The following is a 19,894-nucleotide window of genomic DNA, read 5'->3' on the forward strand; positions in this document are numbered from 1 at the left end:
GTGTCTTATGAACTTCTAGGGAACTTTTCGCAATTTAACGCCGGTTCACGGGGCAATTCGCCGCTGTGCCCAATGTCCGATGGACGCAGCCCGCAACGCGCACATTCAAACAAAACACTGAATTTATTACGTTTTTCTTCTACGCATCCGTTGTCGTGCGACCATGGAGGTCGTTCGAAAGGAAACGAAGATGCGAGAATTTTTTTCTCATTCAAATCGATCTGGCTGCCCGATGGAGAATTAGCCCGAGGACACTTGAGCGGTGGCGGTGGACTTCGTCGGCGGGCATCTGCGTCTATCAAACAGCGCCAGCAGCTGCATGCGCGCGTGCGGCACCTAAGCGGCGCCATTGCAAACGATCAGGAGGAAATCATCAGTTGGGAGGACGTTGCCCGCAACATCGAGGACTTGTCGGACAGCTGGTTCACGGTAAAGATCGGCAGGAAGGTTTACGACGAACGTAAAAGCTTGGCGCGGATTTGATCGACATTGCCGACGCCGCGCTGGGTGGAACTGGAAAATCGCATGGCGATCTGGTGGGTGAAATCTCTGGGTTTCCCTTCGAGGTGTACGTCTGGCCCAGCTACCACACCGCTGGCTTTGAATTGCGGTTGCCGGATGTGCGGCACTTTGTCCGTCAGGCAGATTTGCGAGGGTTCAAGGTTCGCAATCTCAGAAGGGCGGCATCCGGTATTGATCATAGCCAGCATGATACTGGGCGCCTCGGGGTTCAGGTCATCCAGCGCACCGGGCTTGAGAAGCACGTCCCTGATCCAAACCGCCAAGACTATTTCCGCCGCGTTTGATCTACTCGAGCAAGAGGGCTGGGTGCGGCGCATTTCGGAAAAAACAGGGGGCAGGCCGAGTATCTTCTACCTGGTCAATCCGAGGCTGTGGGAGAAAGCATGAACTACTAGACGGTGCAACCAAAGACACCGAAGAGAGAGCGGAAGCTATAGCTGACAATATGACAAAACCCGACAAAAGCCCCTTTTGTCCCCTTTTGTCATATTGTCAGCAGGAGGATTTGACTATCGGCGCCATCGTGTAGCTGAGTTTGGGAAAACCGTTTACTAAGTGTACTTCCCATCGACAGACCAGCGCTGGGCAGGATGAACATCACCACGGACTCAAGCATTGCATCAACGGAGGGCTGAAAACATGGCGGGCCGTGTGGTGTCATCCGGTCAGTGGCGAAGGCTATCGGCCTGGGCGGGTAGCTATTCAATGACATCACTAGGAAATGGGAGCACCCACCAAAAGGGAAGAAATCGTTAGAAAGCGCTCTCAGCCGCATAAGCGACAGCTCCGAAAGACATTGCTCCAAAACGTGTGTCGGATTATTGTCATAGTGACGGCGTGGCCTTCCAATGCAGGACCGTTGAGCCCTTGGGCCAGCACCTCGGAACGTGATCCATCCATCATGAACCGCTCGCCGTCACCCTCCCCATCTGCCGCCCACAATCGAATTTCCGAATTGGTCGACGCCGCCAAACGGCCTCCTGCGGCGATTTACATGATGAAAAATGATGAAGTCGAAATTGGTTTTCAGCGCGAGCACTTCGCTGGCATGTTGAGAAATGTTGAGGTCGATTTCGAAGTTTCAGATATATTTTCCAGCTTTACAGCCTCTCACCGCGCCCGAATTGGGGCACAAGGCGCAAATTCCAATGAAAGTCTGCAGCTAGCTGCGATTTACCAATATGCTCGTCGCAGATGAGGCTGTTCAGCGGCTTAGCGTCTGAGCGGTTGCCGCGAATTCATCGTGTCCATCTGGGTAAAGCGCTTCCGTTGTAATTGCCGGGAACTCGTCGCGCTGCCAAAAAGTGGCTTTATCGAAGCAAAATTTGGCAATCAATCGCCTCCCAAAGTCTACTTCCTCAAGGCGATAATTTTGTTTCTCGTCGAATGTCGATAACTCGGGATATGAACCAAGAAGATAACCCTCTTGTATGTGCGGTCTTCGCGCTTGCGGAGGACATACGCTGGAAAGCCTGATGACCTGAAGCCCAGTTTCCAAGCTTGATGTGATAGTGCCCGTAATATTCGGGACACCGAGAACATATACAAATCCCTCAGTTCCTTCGCTTAAGGATGCGAACGATGCGGCGACGCGAAGCGAATAGGTGACATCGAGCAAAGGGGTCGCGCAAATCTCATAGTGTTGGAGTATTGACCACCGGAGAATACGGTATCTTTTAATATTGTCGTTGCTGGCAATTGGAGCTGTCCGCCATACATGCAGCAGGTTATTTTCCGCGCGTTTTAAAGATTCAAAGCGATTGATTAAATCGTGTGACTGAGGTCTACGGCCCCTCACGTCATTACGAAATATAGTAGGCATTATCGTAGTTCTGGAAGAGTGATCTCTATGGTCGCTTCCTTGTCCACGAAAAACCATCGCATGTTCAGGATTGAAATATTGAATTTCTGCGATCCGATTAGCCAACTCTAAGTAATTGGCTACCTTGATCGCGCTCGATTTCCTAACATTGCTATTCGAAGTTGTGCAAGCAGCCCCCACATCCTGCGGGCACCACTTTATTTCAGATTTGCCGATGGTCTTCATTAGGCGCTTTCTGCATAGAGGGCTTGCTGCAGGTCGTGGATGGCCTGCTGATAATCAGCCTTCTTGCCGAATGCACGCATGAGTTCAATGGGCGTTCCCATGTGGGTGAACGGATTGATCTGGAGGATATTCGAGTCGTCGAGGTTCAAGACGCCTTGGTCGGCGTATTTGTCGAGAAGTGCATCCAAGACGGCGCGAGCCTTATCGCCGTGCCGGTTCAAGATATCGCGCTTCCTGACGTTGTTCGCCCGTTCCTTGCGCGTTAGTGGCTTCCCGCGTGCCATCAGCACGTTCGATGATCTTCGCATGGGTCGACAGTTTTGCCATAGCTCCTGTGAATGGTCGGAAGTCGTTGACCATTGTCTGATCGACAAGAACATTGCGATCCGCGAGGAACAGGATCCGCTTCTTGGCGCCAGATTTCCATAAACGCCAGATGATCTGGAACGCAGTGAAAGTCTTACCCGTGCCTGTCGCCATGACCAAGAGCAGCCGCTGTTGTCCCTTTGCGATGGCTTCGACGGCTGAGTTGACAGCGTTGATCTGGTAGTAGCGCGGCGTCTTGCCCATGTCGCGGTAATCATGGAACGCAATTTTTGAGGCTTCTGGCGACAGGCCTTTCCAAGCTTCGTATTTCAACAACAACTCAGCAGGGGATGGAAAGTTATCAAGACCAAGTGTGGTCTCCACTAATGGGGACTGGCCGGTCGCGTCGTGAAACAGAAAACCGTCACCGTTAGATGAAAAAGCGAATGGCACTCGTAGCATTTGCGCGTAGGTGAGGGCCTGCTGCATGCCGTCGCCGATGGCGTGTCGGTTATCTTTAGCCTCTATGATAGCGATCGGTATATTCGGCTTTACATAGAGAACGTAATCCGCGCGCTTGCGCACTCCCCGCGTTGTGACGCGTCCCCTTACGGTTATCCTGCCATCTGTTAGCGTTTTCTCTTCAGAGACCTGCGCAAGTAAATCCCAGCCCGCACTTCGCAAAGCTGGTGTTATCAGCTTGCTGCAGACATCGCGCTCGGTGAAATCTCTTTTTCGCATATTGGCCACTTATCAATTTCCAGAAATTCTACCGGCTATTTTGATGGGCGCAATGCACTAAGCTGAGTTTGCAGCGCCGCTTGGTTTTGGTTCTTAAACACTGAGTGGTGTTCCATGCAGCAAGCATGACGAATTTATATACCAGCACATTCTGGCATGTACCGAGATGAATTGGGGGAATTAAAGGGGGGAAGAGCTAACGCGCCGCGCTTAATTTGCTAATATATTCATGCGCTTGCGTGAGTGCTGTGGCGGACAGGAAGCCCGCCTGAGTTAGGTTCCAAGTTTTAGCCAATTGATGATATTTGTCGTTATATCGCAGTGCCTTGACTGAAAAGTTTGGTTTCCGGACCCCACAATACGTTGCAATTTGTAGCCATTTTTTGCAAGATTTATGTGGGGTCGGATGTGAGGCCGAATTTTGCCGAAGATAGCCAAAGAACTTTCCGCAATCGAAGTGAAGCGCCTTGCGCATCCGGGGCATGGGCATAATGCGCTTGTGCCTGTGGGCGGGGTCGCGGGGCTACTATTGCAAATCAAGCCGAATGGCGCGCGGTCGTGGATCTTGCGCACCATGGTCGGCACGAAACGGCGCGACCTTGGCTTAGGGGCTTACCCTGAGATTACCCTAAGTATGGCGCGTGACCTTGCGCGCGACACCAAAGCCAAAATCAAAAGCGGGATAGATCCGCTGGAAGAACGCAAAGCTGCGCAATCAGCCCTCATTGCCGCCCAGCGTCGTGGGCTGACCTTTAGTGATGCCGTGGAGCGTTACCTAGACGCCAAGATGGACGCGCATAGCAATGCCAAACATCGGGCGCAGTGGGGAAGCACCTTGCGCAGCTATGCTATTCCGACGCTAGGGCCGATGCTAGTGCAGGATATCGCCGTGCAGGACGTTCTGCGGACGCTGGAGCCGATCTGGCAGACCAAAACGGAAACAGCCTCACGGCTGCGCGGGCGCATCGAGGCGGTGCTTAGCTGGGCAACCGTGGCGGGGCATAGGACGGGTGATAATCCTGCAAGCTGGAAAGGCAATCTCAAAGAGCTTCTGCCTGCGCCGGAGAAGGTCGCCAAGAAAGGCAATCAGCCCGCTATCCAGATAGCCGATATCCAACGCTGGATGGCAGATCTGCGGGGGCGGTCGGGCAATAGTAATCGTGCCTTGGAATTTGCCGCGCTGACCGCCTGCCGGAGCCAAGAGGTTCGGGGCGCGCGTTGGGAGGAAATCGACCTTGAGGCTGCGCTATGGGTCATCCCTGCCAGTCGCATGAAGATGGACCGTGAACACCGGGTGCCGCTGACCCGCGATGCTGTGGCGCTCCTAGAGGCTCTGCCGCGCTTCCCTGATGTGGATCTGGTGTTTCCTGCACCTAGAGGGGGCGAGTTGTCAGATATGGCCCTCAGCGCCTCTATGCGCCGCATACACAAGGCTGAGGTTGAGGCGGGCAGGGATGGATACCTAGACCGCGTAAGCAAACGCCCAGCCGTGCCGCATGGGCTGCGCTCGACCTTTCGCGATTGGGTGGCCGAATACACGCATTTTCCCGGCGATATGGCAGAGGTCGCCTTGGCGCATCGCGTTGGCAATGCGGTGGAGGCTGCCTATCGGCGCGGGGATATGGTCGAGAAGCGCCGCGCAATGATGACCGCTTGGCAAGACTTTGTCTCCGGAAAAGGAGATTCGGCTTTCCGTAATGATGGAAAAGGTCGGGGCAATAAGGTGGTGGGGCTAAAGCGATGACAGATGAAGAACGGTATCTGAGAAGATTGACCGCTAGGGCGGATCAACTCGCGACTGGGGTGTGCGAAGGCAGTTTGGAGAAAAACCTTGTCGCGTTTGAGCTATTGGCGTCGATGATGTCCGCATTTGACGCTGGTATCCCATCGGATGAAGTTACCGGAGCACTGCCCGTCGAAAGTTGGCGTGAAGATTTGGTTGTTGTGCCTGCGGCTCTTTTGAGAACGCTCACGGCTTCTTGGATGAAGTATCGAAGCGCCGATGCGGGCGTAAGCGTGGGGGAAGCCTTTGGTCTGGAAGGACGCGGGCAGGGTGCCCGTCCAGCCCTTAGCGCCCTTAGGGCGCATGACTTGCAAGCTATCTATGGCAACAGGGTCGCGCTCGTGAAACGGCTTTCTGAAATAGCTGGTGAGAGGCTGAGCGTTGACGCTGCCATCGATAAGGCGGTTGATGAACTCATCGCTGAAGGTCATTGCGTCTCTCGTCAGACAGTTAAAAAGGCTTTCTACAATCGGCGTGGAGATACCGATGGCAAACGGACCCTAGAAGAAGTTCGGAGGCGAACATCAGATTTGGGTAAAAACCTCCCGAAGTCTTGGGAATAGCTTGGGCAGAATTGACGCCATAAATTGCTTTTTATCGCAACCGATAGGAGCAAGGCGCATGGCGCAGATCTATCTTTCAGACCTTCAACTGGCGGCGCGCTATGGGGTGCATCGCACGACCCCTTGGCGCTGGCTTAAGGCCGATCCGAAATTCCCGCGCCCTGTCAGCCTGACACCGGGCTGCACGCGCTGGAACCTCTCTGATATCGAAGCTTGGGAAGCCGCGAAGGTATCCCGTTAAAACGAAACCGCGCCCATAGGGTCGCGGCTTCAGTCTCATTCCTCACAGGTGAAACATGCCACGACCTTGGGTGCAAATCCATGGAGGAAATAGCCATGCGCTATTCCAATCCCCCACGCGCGTTCGATGTAACACGCTCGGACGGGCGAGAACTGACGATTTATGTCAGCGGTCGCAATCGCTGGATGCTCGAACAGATGCTACGCGACGGGCCTAGAGGCACTACCTCTGCCGAATGTGCGCCGGGGCTGCGCCTGTCGGGCTATGTCCATAGCCTGCGCAATATGGGCGTGGAAATCGAAACCTTGATGGAAGAGCATCACGGGACGTTTCCGGGGTATCACGGGCGGTATTTCCTGCGCTGCAAAGTGGTGCCGTTGAAAGGCGGTGCTGCATGAAAGGGGTGCACCTGATCTACCTGCGCCACGTCTACGGGCTGACAGAAACCCAAGCGCAAATCATTGCCGCGCTGTTCTGGGGAAGCGCCTGAGATGGTGCGGCAACACGAAAACGGGGTGGGCTATGGCTCACCCTCCACCATTCATTGCGGGGCTATCTATGGCGCGTAAGACATACAAGCGCGGCGGCGAGAAGTTTGTGCAGTTGGGCCGCTCACTGCTGGCGCATTGGCGACGGCTGCACCTGTCTTGCGGGGCGCGGTCGCTGCATGTCGAATTGATCGACCGCTACAACGGGTCCAACAATGGCCGCATCTATTTGTCGAGCCGTGAGGCGGCAGAGTTGCTGGGCGTCACGCGCAACACAATCATGCGCTATTACGAAGAACTCGCAATATTGGGGTTTATAAAAGAGACCCGCCCTCATGCGCTGGGCGTCGAGGGCAAGGGGCGAGCATCCGAGTGGCGGCTGACGCATCTTGCGGCGGATGGCAAAGGGCCTACGCGCGACTTTGAGAAAACAGAACCCCTGCTCAAAAATCGTGCCACCCCTGCATCAAAACCGTGCCAAGAAATTGTGCCTGCGCCCGTTGATAAATGCTGATGTGGTGCAAAAACCGTGCCAAGCTGCGCGGAAGTCCCTGCACGAAAATCGTGCCAATCTATACATCTAGCCATAGGCAGGTGCTTTTGTTCTGGGGGCTGCAATGACGGGGGCGGAACTTGCGCAGATCCGCAAGGCGGCGGGGCTTAGTCAGACGGCGCTGGGCCAGTTGGTTGGCATCGGGCGTCATGCGGTGAGCTATTGGGAATGTAAGCCCGTGATAGATGGCAGGGCATGGGCAATCGAGCGGATGCGCATTGTCCTGCCGCTGCCGTATTTTGCGCCTCCTAAACGCGCGCGCACGGGATGGGGTGTTACAGCGCTTCTGCTCAGCATTGAGACGGGAGGAAATGCAAAGCCTAGTCGTTCGATATGTGGTGCGAGAACACGCAAAGGCGCGCCATGTCGGGCGCGTGCGATTCTGGGCAAGATGCGCTGCAAATATCACGGAGGTCTAAGCACTGGCCCGAAGACAATAGAGGGCAGGAAACGGATTGCCCGCGCCCAGAAACTCAGGTGGGCGGCATATCGAGCCAACACAAGAGACCAAGAAAACTACAAGGGTAAGTGGCGGACAGGAAGGGATTCGAACCCTCGAGACGGTTCCCCGCCTACACACTTTCCAGGCGTGCGCCTTCGACCACTCGGCCACCTGTCCGAGGGGGTGTCTATTCAAAACCGCAAATAGGTGCAAGCAGCTTTTTGGCTGAAATGTCATTTATTTTTCAAGCCGTCAGAAACCCTCTTTCGGGCTGTTCTTGTTTTGGCGCGCCGGCGAAATTAGGTTGGAACAGAACAGCAGGAAAATCTTGGCCCTGCTGCATGACGCCGCCCTTCAGCCAGCAGGAATACCATGTCAGATCAGAACCTCCCGACGCAGCGCGCGCCCTCTCGACGGGAACCACGCCAGCTTACGAATACCCTGCTTGGCCTCATTGCCTTCGTGCTGGTGCTCTTTTTACTGACACAGGCGCGGTTCGTGCTGATTTCTCTGGCCATCGCGATCATCCTGTTCTCGCTGACCTCCGAAGCGATCAACGCGATCGCGCGCCTGAAAATCGGGCCGGTGCGGATTCCGATGTGGCTGGCCTCGATCTTCGCGATGATCCTGATTGCAACGGGACTGCTTTCCGCCTCGGCCTTCATTCTGGCACAGGCCAATCAGGTGGTGACGCTGGCGCTGACCTATACCGAACCCGCACAGCGCGCCATTGCTCAGATTTTCGGCTGGATGGGCAGCGATGTCGAGGCCGCCGTGCTACAATATATGCAGAATATCCGCATCGGAGGCTACCTGACGGCCTTGGCGGGGCAGGCATCCTCGCTGCTTTCGGGGGCGATCCTCATCATTCTGTTTGTCGGCTTCCTCTTTGTGGAGCGGATCTGGTTCCGCTCGAAGCTGCTCAGCCTCTTCGGCGGCGAGACCGCCCGCGCCGACCGTATCTCGGCGATGGTGGAGCGGATCATGCAGCTGGTGAACCACTACCTGCTGGTAAAAGCCATCGTGTCGCTGGCAACGGCAATCGCGATCTATGCGGTCTTTTTCTTCGGCGGGCTGGAACTGGCGCTGCCGGTGGCCATTCTGACCTTCTTTCTCAACTTCATTCCGTCGATCGGCTCGATTATCGCGACCGTCATTGCAGGGCTTGCCGCCTATATCCTGACGGGCGATCTGACCTCGGCTTTTGTGGTGTTTGCCATCGCCGGTGGCGTACAGTTCATCATTGGCAATATCATCGACCCGATGCTGATGGGCCATGCGCTGCGCCTGTCGAGCTTCGGCATCATCATATCACTGGCATTCTGGGGCGCGATCTGGGGCCTGCCGGGAATGTTTCTGGCAGTACCGATCATGGTGGCGCTGATGATTTCCTGCGCCCATTCCCCGACGCTGCGCCCGCTGGCGATTCTTCTCTCGCGCGAGGGGTTGCCGGATTAAGGCCGGACCGGGGGCGTCGGCAGATAATGTTCTGAAAACGTTCCAATTCCTAATAAAATCCTAAGGCAAAATCTAGTCGCAAGAGCTGCGACCATTTTGCCATTAACCATTTGCACAAAAGCAACACGGTATTTTTTCATAAGCTGAATCATATTGTTACAGGGCGTATCTCAGACCCGCTATGAGGGCGGTACCATCACATTCTTAACTATGAGCAAAATCCCGCCGAACTCACAGCAAGTCACTTTCCCTTAACCGCGTTTTCGCGCAAAAAACTGTCGTGCTCCAAGTGGATCTGACGACTGCGCGGGGTGCCCATAATAATTTTCGAGGTCCCGAGCGTGACAGGCGTTCTTTCCACTTTACGTGGGCCGGCTTTGGCAGCCGTAGCCCTGCTTTCTCTTACGGCTTGCTCGTCCAAGGGCGATCTGAGCCAGATGAGTTCGATGAATTTCGCCTCGGCGCGTATGGACCACCAGACCACATTCGGTCTGGACCCCGCGCGCCGGGATGCTGCGGTCGAGATCGCAGCGGCAATGCGAGCCAAGGGCCAGCGCGTCTGGTGCGTGCCCTTCGCCCGCAATGCAAGTGGGATCGAGCTGCGCGGCAATGCGCGCACTTGGTGGGGGCAGGCCGAGGGCAGCTACCTTCGCCGCCACAGCCCCGCACCGGGCGCTGTGATGGTGTTCAAGGGCACCAAATCCATGCCGATGGGGCATGTGGCCGTGGTCTCCAAGATCGTCGATAGCCGCAAGGTTCTGGTGGATCATGCGAACTGGAAACGCAACCAGGTCTCGCTTGGCATGGAAGTCATTGACGTTTCTGCCAAAAATGACTGGAGCGAAGTGCGCGTGCGCTCCAGCAGCGCCGCCTATGGTCGCAACTATCCGGTCTATGGCTTTATCCAGAACACCAATCGCGGCTGATCCGCGCGCCGAGCGTACCCTTTTGAAGGCCTCGTCCGTAACTGGACGGGGCCTTGAATTTTGTTCATGTTGTTCATGACCAATATGAGTTGGATTTACTTTTTTCAGCGAGCTATGTAACGCATCTTGAAACCACAGGAGTAAATTCTGCCGTGTCCCGTACGACTTTGACCCGTTCCGCTGTCTTTGATCACATCGCACATGCCGCAAAAGACCGCATCCTGATCCTTGACGGGGCGATGGGCACGCAGATCCAGAAACTGGGACTGGGCGAGGCCGATTTCCAGATCTCCGCAAAAAGCGGCCCCTTCGAGGCGCACCTGAAGGGCAATAGCCACCCCCAGCAGGGGAATAATGACCTGCTGAACCTGACGCTGCCCGAGGCGATCGAGGAGATCCATTATCGCTATGCGATGGCGGGGGCCGATATTGCAGAAACCAACACCTTCTCCTCGACCACCATCGCGCAGGCGGATTATGCGCTGGAAGGCGCGGTCTACGACCTGAACTATCAGGGCGCGCAGCTGGCCCGCCGCGCTATGGATCGTGCCGAGGCCGAGGATGGCCGCAAGCGGTTTGTGGCGGGCGCGCTTGGCCCGACCAACCGTACGGCCTCGATCAGCCCCGATGTGAACAATCCCGGCTACCGCGCTGTTACCTTTGATGATTTGCGCATCGCCTATACCCAGCAGATCAATGCGCTGATTGATGGCGGCGTGGATATCCTACTGATCGAGACGATCTTCGATACGCTCAATGCCAAGGCCGCGATCTTCGCCTGTCAGGAGGTTTTCGACGCCCGTGGGATCGAGCTGCCGGTGATGATCTCGGGCACCATCACCGACCTGTCGGGCCGCACGCTTTCGGGGCAGACGCCGACCGCCTTCTGGTATTCGGTGCGCCATGCCAGCCCGCTGACCGTTGGCCTGAACTGCGCCCTTGGCGCCGAAGCCATGCGCGCCCATATCTCGGAACTGGCGGGGGTGGCCGACACGCTGATCTGCGCCTATCCCAATGCCGGTCTGCCCAACGAGATGGGCGAATATGACGAGTCGCCCGAACATATGGCCGAGCAGGTGGCGGGTTTTGCGCGCGACGGGCTGGTCAATATCGTCGGCGGCTGCTGTGGCTCGACCTTCGAACATATCCGCGCCATCGCCGAAGCCGTGAAAGATATCGCGCCGCGGGAAATCCCCCAGCCGCCGGTTCTGATGCGCCTGTCGGGGCTGGAGCCCTTTACCCTGACCTCGGACATTCCTTTCGTGAATGTGGGCGAGCGGACCAACGTCACGGGCTCGGCCAAATTCCGGAAATTGATCACCGCAGGCGATTATGCAACCGCTTTGGATGTGGCCCGCCAGCAGGTCGAGAACGGCGCGCAGATCATCGATATCAATATGGACGAGGGTCTGATTGATTCAAAAGCCGCGATGGTCGAGTTCCTGAACCTGATCGCCGCCGAGCCAGATATCGCCCGCGTGCCGATCATGATCGACAGCTCTAAATGGGAGGTGATCGAGGCCGGTCTGAAATGCGTGCAAGGCAAAGCGATTGTGAACTCGATCTCGATGAAAGAGGGGGTCGAGGCCTTTGTCCATCACGCGCGCCTGTGCAAGGCCTATGGGGCCGCCGTGGTCGTGATGGCCTTTGACGAGGAAGGTCAGGCCGATACCTGCGCCCGCAAGGTCGAAATCTGCCAGCGCGCCTATAAGATCCTCACCGAGGATGTGGGCTTTGCGCCCGAGGATATCATCTTTGACCCGAACGTCTTTGCCGTGGCGACCGGCATCGAAGAGCATGACAATTACGGCGTCGATTTCATCGAGGCCACCAAGATCATCACCGAGACCTGCCCGCATGTGCATATCTCGGGCGGTGTGTCGAACCTGTCTTTCTCGTTCCGCGGCAACGAGCCCGTGCGCGAGGCGATGCATGCCGTCTTCCTGTATCATGCCATCCAAAACGGGATGGATATGGGGATCGTCAATGCGGGCCAGCTTGCGGTCTATGACCAGATCGATGCCGACCTGCGCGAGGCCTGCGAAGATGTTGTTTTGAACCGTTCTCCGAAGAACGGCGGCGTAGCCACTGAAAACATGCTGGAAATCGCCGAGAAATATCGCGGGCAGGGCGGTGCGAAAGGCCGCGAGAAGGATATGACCTGGCGGACTTGGGGCGTCGAGAAGCGCCTCGAACATGCGCTGGTCAATGGCATCACGGAATTCATCGAGGATGACACCGAAGAGGCCCGTCAGGCGGCCGAGCGTCCGCTGCATGTGATCGAAGGCCCGCTGATGGCGGGGATGAATGTGGTGGGCGACCTCTTTGGCGCGGGCAAGATGTTCCTGCCGCAGGTGGTGAAATCGGCGCGCGTGATGAAACAGGCCGTGGCCGTTCTGCTGCCCTATATGGAAGAAGAGAAGCGCCAGAACGGCACGGGCGATAGCGAGGCGGCTGGCAAGATTTTGATGGCGACCGTGAAGGGCGATGTGCATGATATCGGTAAGAATATCGTGGGCGTCGTGCTGGCGTGCAACAACTACGAGATCATCGACCTTGGCGTGATGGTACCCGCCGAGAAGATCCTTGAAACCGCCAAGCGCGAGAAGGTGGATGTGATTGGCCTGTCCGGCCTGATCACGCCCTCGCTGGACGAGATGGTGCATGTGGCCTCCGAGATGGAGCGTCTAGGGATGGACCTGCCGCTGCTGATTGGTGGTGCGACGACCTCCAAGGTGCATACGGCGGTGAAGATCAACCCGCGCTATAACAAGGGGCAGGCGATCTATGTGACCGATGCCTCGCGTGCGGTGGGGGTTGTGTCGCAGCTGCTATCGAAGACGCAGAAACCCGGCTATGTGGCTGAAATTCAGTCCGATTATGCCGAAACGGCGGAAAAGCACGCCCGCGCGGAACTGGCGAAAAAGCGTCTGCCCCTAGAAGACGCGCGCGCCAATGCGTATAGGGCCGATTTTACGGACTATACGCCGAAAACGCCCAGCTTCCTTGGTACCAAGACCTTTGACACTTGGGATCTGGCCGAGCTTGCGCGCTATATCGACTGGACGCCGTTCTTCCAGACATGGGAGCTGAAAGGCGTTTATCCGAAGATCCTCGAGGATGAAAAGCAGGGCGAGGCGGCGCGTGCGCTTTTTGCCGATGCGCAGGCGATGCTGGCCAAGATCATTGACGAGAAATGGTTTACGCCCAAGGCGGTTGTCGGCTTCTGGCCGGCGAATGCGGTGGGCGATGACATCCGGCTTTATACCGGCGAAGATCGCAGCAGCGAGCTGGCGACGATGCACACCCTGCGCCAGCAAGTGACCAAACGCGAGGGGCGTCCGAATGTGGCGCTGTCCGACTTCATCGCGCCCGAGGGCGGCAAGGCGGATTATCTGGGCGGTTTTGTGGTGACCGCTGGCCCCGAGGAGCAGGCCATTGCCGAGAAGTTCGAAGCCGCGCATGACGATTACAACTCGATCCTTGTGAAGGCCTTGGCGGACCGGTTTGCCGAAGCCTTTGCCGAGCGACTACATGAATATGTCCGTAAAGAGCTTTGGGGATATGCGCCCGACGAGGCCTGCAACAACGAGGATCTGATTGCCGACAGATATGACGGTATTCGTCCGGCCCCCGGTTATCCGGCACAGCCTGATCACACCGAAAAAGACACATTGTTCAAACTGTTGGATGCCACTTCTCAGACAGGGGTCGAGCTGACGGAAAGCTATGCGATGTGGCCGGGATCATCGGTCTCGGGGCTGTATCTTGGTCATCCCGAAGCCTATTACTTCGGTGTGGCGCGGGTCGAGAAGGATCAGGTTGAAGATTATGCCGCGCGGAAGGAGATGCCGCTTCGCGAGGCGGAGCGTTGGCTGGCACCAATTCTCAACTACACGCCCAAAGCCGCTGAAGCCTAATGGAATTTTCCCGCTATGCCATCTATGCTGTGCCCGAGGGCGAACTTTTTGCCCGTGGCACGGCATGGCTGGGCTGGGATCTTTCACGCGGAGCAGCAGCTGTGCAGCCTGCATTGGGATTTGACTGGGCATCCGTCACAGAAAAACCTGCGCGTTACGGGCTTCATGCCACACTCCGCGCGCCTTTCGCATTGAATGCCAATGCTTTGCCAACCGATCTTGAAAACCTATGCGAAGAGCTATCCCTGACTCTTCGCCCATTACCCTTAGGGGAGCTACGACTGGCGCGCTTGGGGCGTTTTCTTGCGCTTATCCCAGAACATAACACGCAGATCGAAGATTTCGCTTCCGATATTGTCAGGCAGAGCAATCCGCTGCGTCGTCCCTTGAGCGATAACGAAATCACAAAACGCCTGCCCAGAGCCTTTCCGGATGAAGGACGACAAAACCTGGTGGATTGGGGCTATCCGCATGTGATGCAGCGGTTCCGCTTTCATATAACACTGACGGACACACTTTCCAAAGCTCAGATGCCGATAGTAGAGCAGGCGGCAACCCATTGGTTTTCAAGCGTCTTGCACGATCCTGTCACCCTGAGATCGCTTTGCCTTGTCGGGGAAAACGCCGTTTCCAAGCGCTTTCATCTTCTGCAGCGTTTCCCGATCCGCCAATAAAAATGGCGCCCGTAGGCGCCTTTTTCAGCTTAGGCACCCCAAGTGCGCACCGGACCGCAATCCATATGGACAAAGTTGGAATTGCTATACTTTCCAACGCCCCCTGCATGGCAAGCCATTGCCGCCTTATACATCTGGTTGACAGAGCGGGATTTCAGACGAAGATCGGCGGCTTGACCGCGCATATGCAGCGAATTCTTGGCAACACCGCCCGAGCGGGAACGCAACATCGCATTGGTTTTGGGCGAACGGTATCCGGAAAGCATGATATAGGGTTCGTTAATGCCCATCAGGTTATGGGACGCTGCTGCAATATCGATCGTGCGGCGGTCAATCGTCTTTTTCGTGCCGGTGCGCCAGTCGCGCATGAAATGGGTAATCTCGTTCAACGCTTCGTCGATATATTCGCCATCGATCCAATAGACCGTGTCGATGCTTTCGCCGGTTCGCCCCGAATACATGCGGATCCGACGGACATCGCCTGCACCGCGCAGGAACCCGAACGCATTGGACATGGTCGGTGCAGCGACGACTGCCGTGGCTGCAAAAGCCCCAAGGAGCCCGCGACGCGTGAACAACTGATTGCTTGCCATTTCTTTGCCTGCCTAAGTTAATTGCGCGCCGCTTATCTGCGGCTTGGCGCATGCCTCTCGTCAGATCGCGATCACGTTAGGTCGCCCACGGCATCGCGATCAACTGTGAATTTTCTGATTAACCGAACGTTAACTGAAATTTGGGCGAAATCTCGCCAATTCAAGGGTCATGAAGGGGCGTTTGTTGATGTTATGCGACATAGTTGCCAATAAAATGGTTAACAAATGCTTGATACTGGACATTTAGCCGCTGTCGCGCGATCCCTGTTTCAGAGTTTTTATTAAGTTCCGACAGGCTGGCCGATGATCGATTCTCTCAAATATGCAGGCATGGCGGGTTTGGTCGCGACCATTCTGGGGTCCGCCGCGTTTGCCCAAAGCGATGTGTCGCAGGCAGCGGTCGGGGCGATACAGATGCCCGCTCTGGCGATGTCGGGTTTTATGCAGGCGATTTCGGAAGAGACGGCGGACCATCCCGCTTTGTCGCAATTCTATGCGGCCCGTGACTATCGTCCGCTCTGGACCAGTGGAGAAGATGCCCCCCGCAGGGCTGCGTTTTTCCGCGCCCTCGGGCAGGCACAGGCGCAAGGCCTACCGGCAGAAAGCTACCACGCCCGCGCATTGCAACAGGCGTTTTTCGATCTGAAATCCGAGCGGCAGCGCGGCCAGCTTGAAGTGAGAATGTCCGAAGCTTTTCTGCGCTATGCACAGGATGCGTCACGCGGCGTGCTGACACCGTCAAAGGTCGACCCGACGATCGTCCGTGTGGTGGAACGACCCGATAATCTGACCCTGCTGCGTGAGTTCTCGCAAAGCGACAGCCCGCTTGCATGGCTGCATGGCCTCGCACCGCAAGATCCGGCCTATGCGAAACTGTTAAAAGCCAAACTTGATCTGGAACATGAAATTGAAACGGGCGGCTGGGGGCCGCAGGTTCCATCCAGCGTGCTCCGCCCCGGAGATACAGGCCATGCGGTTCTGGCTCTACGGGACCGCTTGCAGCGCATGGGCTATCTCTCGCGCACGGCGACGGCCCGCTATGATGCGCAGATCCAGAAAGCGGTGCAGCAATATCAGGCGGATCAGGGGCTGAGCGCGGATGGTATCGCCGGTGCATCAACCCTTGAAGCACTGAATGTCGCGCCGGAAGAGCGGCTGAAGTCACTTCTTGTCGCCTTGGAACGGCTGCGCTGGATGAATGGCATGGATCTTGGCAAGCGCCGGATCTGGGTCAATATCGCAGACTTCTCCGTTAAGGTGATAGATGATGATAAAGTCACCTTCCAATCTGTTACAGTTGTTGGACAAAATCGCCCCGACAGGCAGACACCGGAATTTTCAGACAGCATGGATCGGATGGTGATCAATCCGGCATGGCATGTGCCGCGGTCGATCGTGACCAAGGAATATCTGCCGATGATGCAGCGTAACCCCAATGCGGCGGCGCAGATTCAGGTGGTCGATTCCCGCGGTCAGGTTATTCCACGTAACGCGATCAATTTTGCGCAATACACCACAAAGACCTTCCCATTCGCCATGCGGCAAGCCCCATCGCGGTCAAATGCACTCGGGCTGGTAAAGTTCTTGTTCCCGAACAAGTATAACATCTATCTCCATGATACGCCGTCCAAATCTCTGTTCTCGAAGGAGCAGCGTGCTTTCAGTCATGGCTGCGTGCGGGTGGGCCAGCCTTTCGAACTGGCCTATACTTTGCTTGCGCCGCAGGTGACCGATCCCAAGTCCTATTTCCAGCGTATCCTCGACAGCGGTCGGGAGACAACGGTCAAGATTACGCCGCCGGTGCCCGTCCATCTGGTCTATTTTACCGCATGGCCCAATGCGAAGGGCGGGATCGAATATCGCAAGGATGTGTATGGTCGCGATGCGCGTCTTTACGCAGCGCTGCATAAGGCTGGGGTGGAATCTGCAGCCCTGACGAATTAAGTCATTTGGAAAGGGCCCGATCTTCGGACCCATCCGAAAGAAAGGCAGTTCGATGGCACATCGCATTGATACGATTGCAAAAGCTCTTGGTGCTCGGTTCGAGGGGGATGGCGCGATCTGCGTTACCGGCGCCTCCGAGCCCGCGACTGCCAGCGCCAATCAGATCGCCTTGGCAATGGACCCGAAATATGCCGCCGGTCTGCAAGAGGGTCAGGCACGTGCTGCGATGTTGTGGGAAGGTGCATCGCTTGCAGATTTCCCGCTTGAGGCGGCCATTTTCGTGCCCCGTCCACGTCTGGCGATGGCCGGCCTGTCGCGCGTCTTCGATCCGGGTCCGGAAATTGCCCCTGGCATCCATCCTTCTGCCGTGATCGATCCGAGCGCCGAAATCGGCGAGGGCGCGGCGATCGGGCCGTTCACCTATATCGGACGCGGTGTGAAGATCGGGCCGCAAGCCCGTATCGCTGCACAGGTTTATATCGCAGAAGGTGCGCAGATCGGTGCGCAGGCGCTAATCCATTCTGGCGTCCGGATCATGGCCCATGTGAAGATCGGCGACCGTTTCATCTGCAACCCCAATGCGGTGCTGGGCGGAGACGGATTTTCTTTCGTGACGCCCGAAAAGTCCGGTGTGGAAGAGATCCGCGATACCGTTGGCAAGCGGGCGGAAATCCGCGAGCAGCATTGGACGCGCATCCATTCTCTGGGCACGGTCGAAATTGGACATGATGTGGAAATCGGTGCCAATAGCACGGTGGATCGGGGCACTATCCGTGCGACGAAAATCGGGAATGGCACGAAGCTCGATAATCTTGTCTGTGTCGGTCATAATGTCCAGATCGGCGAGGACTGTATGCTCTGTGGTCAGGTCGGGATTGCCGGTTCCACCAAGATCGGCAACCGTGTCGTGCTGGGCGGCCAGACCGGCGTTTCGGATAATATCTTTATTGGTGATGACGTTATCGCCGGTGGTTCAACCAAAATCTTCACAAATGCACCGGCCGGACGGGTGCTTCTTGGCTCGCCGGCCGTGAAGATGGAAACACAGGTTGAAATCCAGAAATCACTGCGCCGCTTGCCGAGATTGTTTGCACAATTCGCAGATCTTCGTAAAACTGTTGCAGATCTGAGAGAAAACAAGGGCACCGAGTAATCACCTCATGAGGTCTGACGTGCAAGAGCAAATCATCTCCATCATTGCGCGGGAAGCTGTTATGGCGCCCGCAGATGTGCAACCGGATATGACGCTTGAGGATCTGGGGCTGGACAGCCTTGGTCTGGTTGAAATGATTTTTGCCATCGAGGAAGCGTTCGATATCTCCGTGCCGTTCAACGCAAACGAGCCGAGCCAGTCGGATTTCGACATCTCTTCGGTCGGTGCGATTGTCGGCGCGGTCGAGCGAATGATTTGCGGTCAAAAAGGCGGGGCGCTCGCCTGAGCCATGCAGCGCGTCGTTATCACCGGAGCCGGAACCGTTAATGCGCTCGCGCAGGATGTGCGCGGCACGTTCGAAGCCATGCGTGAAGGCCGTTGCGGGATCGGCACATTGGATATCCCCGATCTTGAGCGGTTACAGATCCGGATCGGGGGGCAGGTAAGAGGCTGGCAGCCCGAGGCGCGCTTCACCCGCACAGAACTGGGCCTTTACGATCGCTTTACGCAATTTGCGCTTGTGGCCGGGGCCGAGGCGATGTCACAGGCCGGATTAGAAACGCCTGATAACCCATTGAGATGGGGATGCATCATGGGAACGGCAGGTGGCGGGAACGGCACTGTCAATGATGCGTTTCATGCCGTTTATGCAGAAGCCAAATCCCGCGTTCATCCGTTTACCGTACCACGGTTGATGAACAATGCCGCCGCCTCCCATCTTTCTATGCGATGGCAGCTTCAGGGACCAAGCTTTTCGGTTGCGACAGCCTGCGCCAGTTCGAACCATGCAATCGGTCTGGCCTATCAGATGATCCGCGCGGGTCTTGCCGATGGTATGCTGGCGGGCGGTTCGGAAGCGATGCTAAATTTTGGCGGGCTCAAGGCATGGGAAGGCTTGCGGGTGATGTCAAAGACCGGATGTCGTCCTTTTGCCAAAAGCCGTGACGGGATGGTGCAGGGCGAGGGTGCCGGTGTTTTCGTTCTGGAAAGCCTTGAGCATGCGCGGGCGCGAGGCGCGCAAATTCTTGCCGAAATCTGTGGTTTTGCAATGTGTTCGGACGCGAGTGATATTGTGATGCCGTCACAGGACGGGGCTGCCCGTGCGATCCGTGGCGCTTTGGAGGATGGCCGGATCGAGGCTGGTCGGGTGGGCTATATCAACGCCCACGGGACCGGCACAACAGCCAATGACAAAACTGAATGCGCCGCGATCCAAAGCGCTTTAGGACTGCATGCATCCTGCGTTCCGATCAGTTCGACGAAGGCCATGCATGGTCATTGCATCGGCGGCACAGGGGCGGTGGAGCTTTTGGCCTGCCTTCTGGCACTGAACGAGGATACGCTGGCCCCGACGATCAATTATGACGAAGCCGATCCCGAATGCGCCCTTGATATCGTAGTGAATACCGCGCGGCAAAGCAGGGTGGATATCGCCTTATCCAATGCCTTCGCCTTTGGTGGCATGAATGCCGTGCTGGCATTGAAGAGGGCCTGAACGCAAAAAGCCGCCCCAAAAGGCGGCTTTTTCGTTCTATATCAA

At 56.5% G+C, this 19,894-nt stretch carries 17 protein-coding genes, 1 tRNA gene and 4 pseudogenes; 17 read left to right on the forward strand and 5 right to left on the reverse strand.

The annotated features are described in order from the left end of the window. The 3 genes from WDB86_RS02845 (at position 1) to WDB86_RS02855 (ending at position 1,720) form a co-directional block, all read left to right on the forward strand. Positions 1 to 483, forward strand: a complete 483-nt coding sequence (locus WDB86_RS02845; protein ID WP_406736540.1) for a hypothetical protein — start codon at positions 1 to 3, stop codon at positions 481 to 483. Then, positions 480 to 806 (forward strand): hypothetical protein, encoded by a 327-nt coding sequence (locus WDB86_RS02850; RefSeq protein ID WP_406736541.1) that lies wholly within the window; start codon positions 480 to 482, stop codon positions 804 to 806. Before WDB86_RS02845 ends, WDB86_RS02850 begins: the two co-directional genes overlap by 4 nt. 617 nt (positions 807 to 1,423) lie before the next feature. Continuing rightward, positions 1,424 to 1,720 carry a hypothetical protein gene (locus WDB86_RS02855; protein WP_406736542.1) on the forward strand — a complete coding sequence of 99 codons (297 nt, stop codon included), beginning with the start codon at positions 1,424 to 1,426 and terminating at the stop codon, positions 1,718 to 1,720. Between the two features lie 6 nt (positions 1,721 to 1,726). Here WDB86_RS02855 and WDB86_RS02860 read toward each other — a convergent pair whose 3' ends face one another. From WDB86_RS02860 to WDB86_RS02870, 3 genes and pseudogenes are all read right to left on the reverse strand, one after another. Continuing rightward, entirely contained in the window at positions 1,727 to 2,569 is an 843-nt protein-coding gene (locus WDB86_RS02860; protein ID WP_406736543.1) for an FRG domain-containing protein, read from the reverse strand. Continuing rightward, a pseudogene (locus tag WDB86_RS02865) lies at positions 2,569 to 2,841 on the reverse strand (type I restriction-modification enzyme R subunit C-terminal domain-containing protein); the annotation flags it as partial. The gene WDB86_RS02860 and the pseudogene WDB86_RS02865, both read right to left, overlap by 1 nt. Further along, positions 2,840 to 3,616: pseudogene (locus WDB86_RS02870) on the reverse strand (DEAD/DEAH box helicase family protein); the annotation flags it as partial. The pseudogenes WDB86_RS02870 and WDB86_RS02865, both read right to left, overlap by 2 nt. A 421-nt stretch (positions 3,617 to 4,037) precedes the next feature. Here WDB86_RS02870 and WDB86_RS02875 point away from each other — a divergent pair. The 6 genes and pseudogenes from WDB86_RS02875 to WDB86_RS02900 all read left to right on the forward strand — a co-directional run. Next, on the forward strand, positions 4,038 to 5,360 hold the full coding sequence (locus WDB86_RS02875) for a tyrosine-type recombinase/integrase (protein WP_406736544.1): 1,323 nt from the start codon (positions 4,038 to 4,040) through the stop codon (positions 5,358 to 5,360). Continuing rightward, positions 5,357 to 5,962: a hypothetical protein gene (locus WDB86_RS02880; protein ID WP_406736545.1), complete on the forward strand. Its 606-nt coding sequence runs from the start codon at positions 5,357 to 5,359 to the stop codon at positions 5,960 to 5,962. The genes WDB86_RS02875 and WDB86_RS02880 overlap by 4 nt, the downstream gene beginning before the upstream one ends. A 58-nt stretch (positions 5,963 to 6,020) precedes the next feature. Beyond that, on the forward strand, positions 6,021 to 6,203 hold the full coding sequence (locus WDB86_RS02885; RefSeq protein WP_406736546.1) for a helix-turn-helix transcriptional regulator: 183 nt from the start codon (positions 6,021 to 6,023) through the stop codon (positions 6,201 to 6,203). Between the two features lie 95 nt (positions 6,204 to 6,298). Beyond that, a complete protein-coding gene (locus tag WDB86_RS02890) occupies positions 6,299 to 6,601 on the forward strand; it encodes a hypothetical protein (protein WP_406736547.1) in 303 nt (100 codons plus the stop codon). Between the two features lie 160 nt (positions 6,602 to 6,761). Then, a complete protein-coding gene (locus WDB86_RS02895) occupies positions 6,762 to 7,205 on the forward strand; it encodes a hypothetical protein (RefSeq protein WP_406736548.1) in 444 nt (147 codons plus the stop codon). A gap of 250 nt (positions 7,206 to 7,455) precedes the next feature. Then, positions 7,456 to 7,680 (forward strand): annotated as a pseudogene (locus WDB86_RS02900) (HGGxSTG domain-containing protein); the annotation flags it as partial. Positions 7,681 to 7,773: 93 nt separating this feature from the next. Here WDB86_RS02900 and WDB86_RS02905 read toward each other — a convergent pair. Further along, positions 7,774 to 7,863, reverse strand: a tRNA-Ser gene (locus tag WDB86_RS02905). 195 nt (positions 7,864 to 8,058) lie between these two features. Between WDB86_RS02905 and WDB86_RS02910 the strand changes: the two genes are divergently transcribed. The 4 genes and pseudogenes from WDB86_RS02910 to WDB86_RS02925 all read left to right on the forward strand — a co-directional run bounded on the left by WDB86_RS02910 (position 8,059) and on the right by WDB86_RS02925 (position 14,664). Continuing rightward, positions 8,059 to 9,144 (forward strand): AI-2E family transporter, encoded by a 1,086-nt coding sequence (locus WDB86_RS02910; RefSeq protein ID WP_339107321.1) that lies wholly within the window; start codon positions 8,059 to 8,061, stop codon positions 9,142 to 9,144. A gap of 536 nt (positions 9,145 to 9,680) precedes the next feature. Continuing rightward, positions 9,681 to 9,860, forward strand: a pseudogene (locus WDB86_RS02915) (CHAP domain-containing protein); the annotation flags it as partial. 362 nt (positions 9,861 to 10,222) lie between these two features. Then, positions 10,223 to 13,990, forward strand: coding sequence for a methionine synthase (gene metH / locus WDB86_RS02920; RefSeq protein WP_406736549.1), 3,768 nt, complete (start codon positions 10,223 to 10,225; stop codon positions 13,988 to 13,990). After that, the gene (locus tag WDB86_RS02925) at positions 13,990 to 14,664 is read left to right on the forward strand and encodes a DUF1045 domain-containing protein (RefSeq protein ID WP_406736550.1); all 675 of its coding nucleotides are present in this window, start codon (positions 13,990 to 13,992) and stop codon (positions 14,662 to 14,664) included. The genes metH and WDB86_RS02925 overlap by 1 nt, the downstream gene beginning before the upstream one ends. Positions 14,665 to 14,693: 29 nt before the next feature. Here WDB86_RS02925 and WDB86_RS02930 read toward each other — a convergent pair whose 3' ends face one another. Further along, on the reverse strand, positions 14,694 to 15,257 hold the full coding sequence (locus WDB86_RS02930) for a DUF882 domain-containing protein (RefSeq protein ID WP_339107317.1): 564 nt from the start codon (positions 15,255 to 15,257) through the stop codon (positions 14,694 to 14,696). Positions 15,258 to 15,560: 303 nt separating this feature from the next. Here WDB86_RS02930 and WDB86_RS02935 point away from each other — a divergent pair, with 303 nt between their 5' ends. Genes WDB86_RS02935 through WDB86_RS02950 form a run of 4 tightly spaced genes read left to right on the forward strand, consistent with a single transcriptional unit; the run spans position 15,561 to position 19,849 of the window. Beyond that, on the forward strand, positions 15,561 to 17,201 hold the full coding sequence (locus WDB86_RS02935) for a murein L,D-transpeptidase (protein WP_406736551.1): 1,641 nt from the start codon (positions 15,561 to 15,563) through the stop codon (positions 17,199 to 17,201). A gap of 52 nt (positions 17,202 to 17,253) precedes the next feature. Further along, positions 17,254 to 18,354 carry a UDP-3-O-(3-hydroxymyristoyl)glucosamine N-acyltransferase gene (locus tag WDB86_RS02940; protein WP_406736552.1) on the forward strand — a complete coding sequence of 367 codons (1,101 nt, stop codon included), beginning with the start codon at positions 17,254 to 17,256 and terminating at the stop codon, positions 18,352 to 18,354. Between the two features lie 7 nt (positions 18,355 to 18,361). After that, positions 18,362 to 18,640 carry an acyl carrier protein gene (locus WDB86_RS02945; RefSeq protein WP_339107314.1) on the forward strand — a complete coding sequence of 93 codons (279 nt, stop codon included), beginning with the start codon at positions 18,362 to 18,364 and terminating at the stop codon, positions 18,638 to 18,640. A gap of 3 nt (positions 18,641 to 18,643) precedes the next feature. Then, entirely contained in the window at positions 18,644 to 19,849 is a 1,206-nt protein-coding gene (locus tag WDB86_RS02950; RefSeq protein WP_406736553.1) for a beta-ketoacyl-[acyl-carrier-protein] synthase family protein, read from the forward strand. Positions 19,850 to 19,894: the final 45 nt, after the last annotated feature.

The organism is Thioclava sp. GXIMD4215, assembly GCF_045291555.1.
GTDB classification, from domain to species: Bacteria; Pseudomonadota; Alphaproteobacteria; order Rhodobacterales; family Rhodobacteraceae; genus Thioclava; species Thioclava litoralis.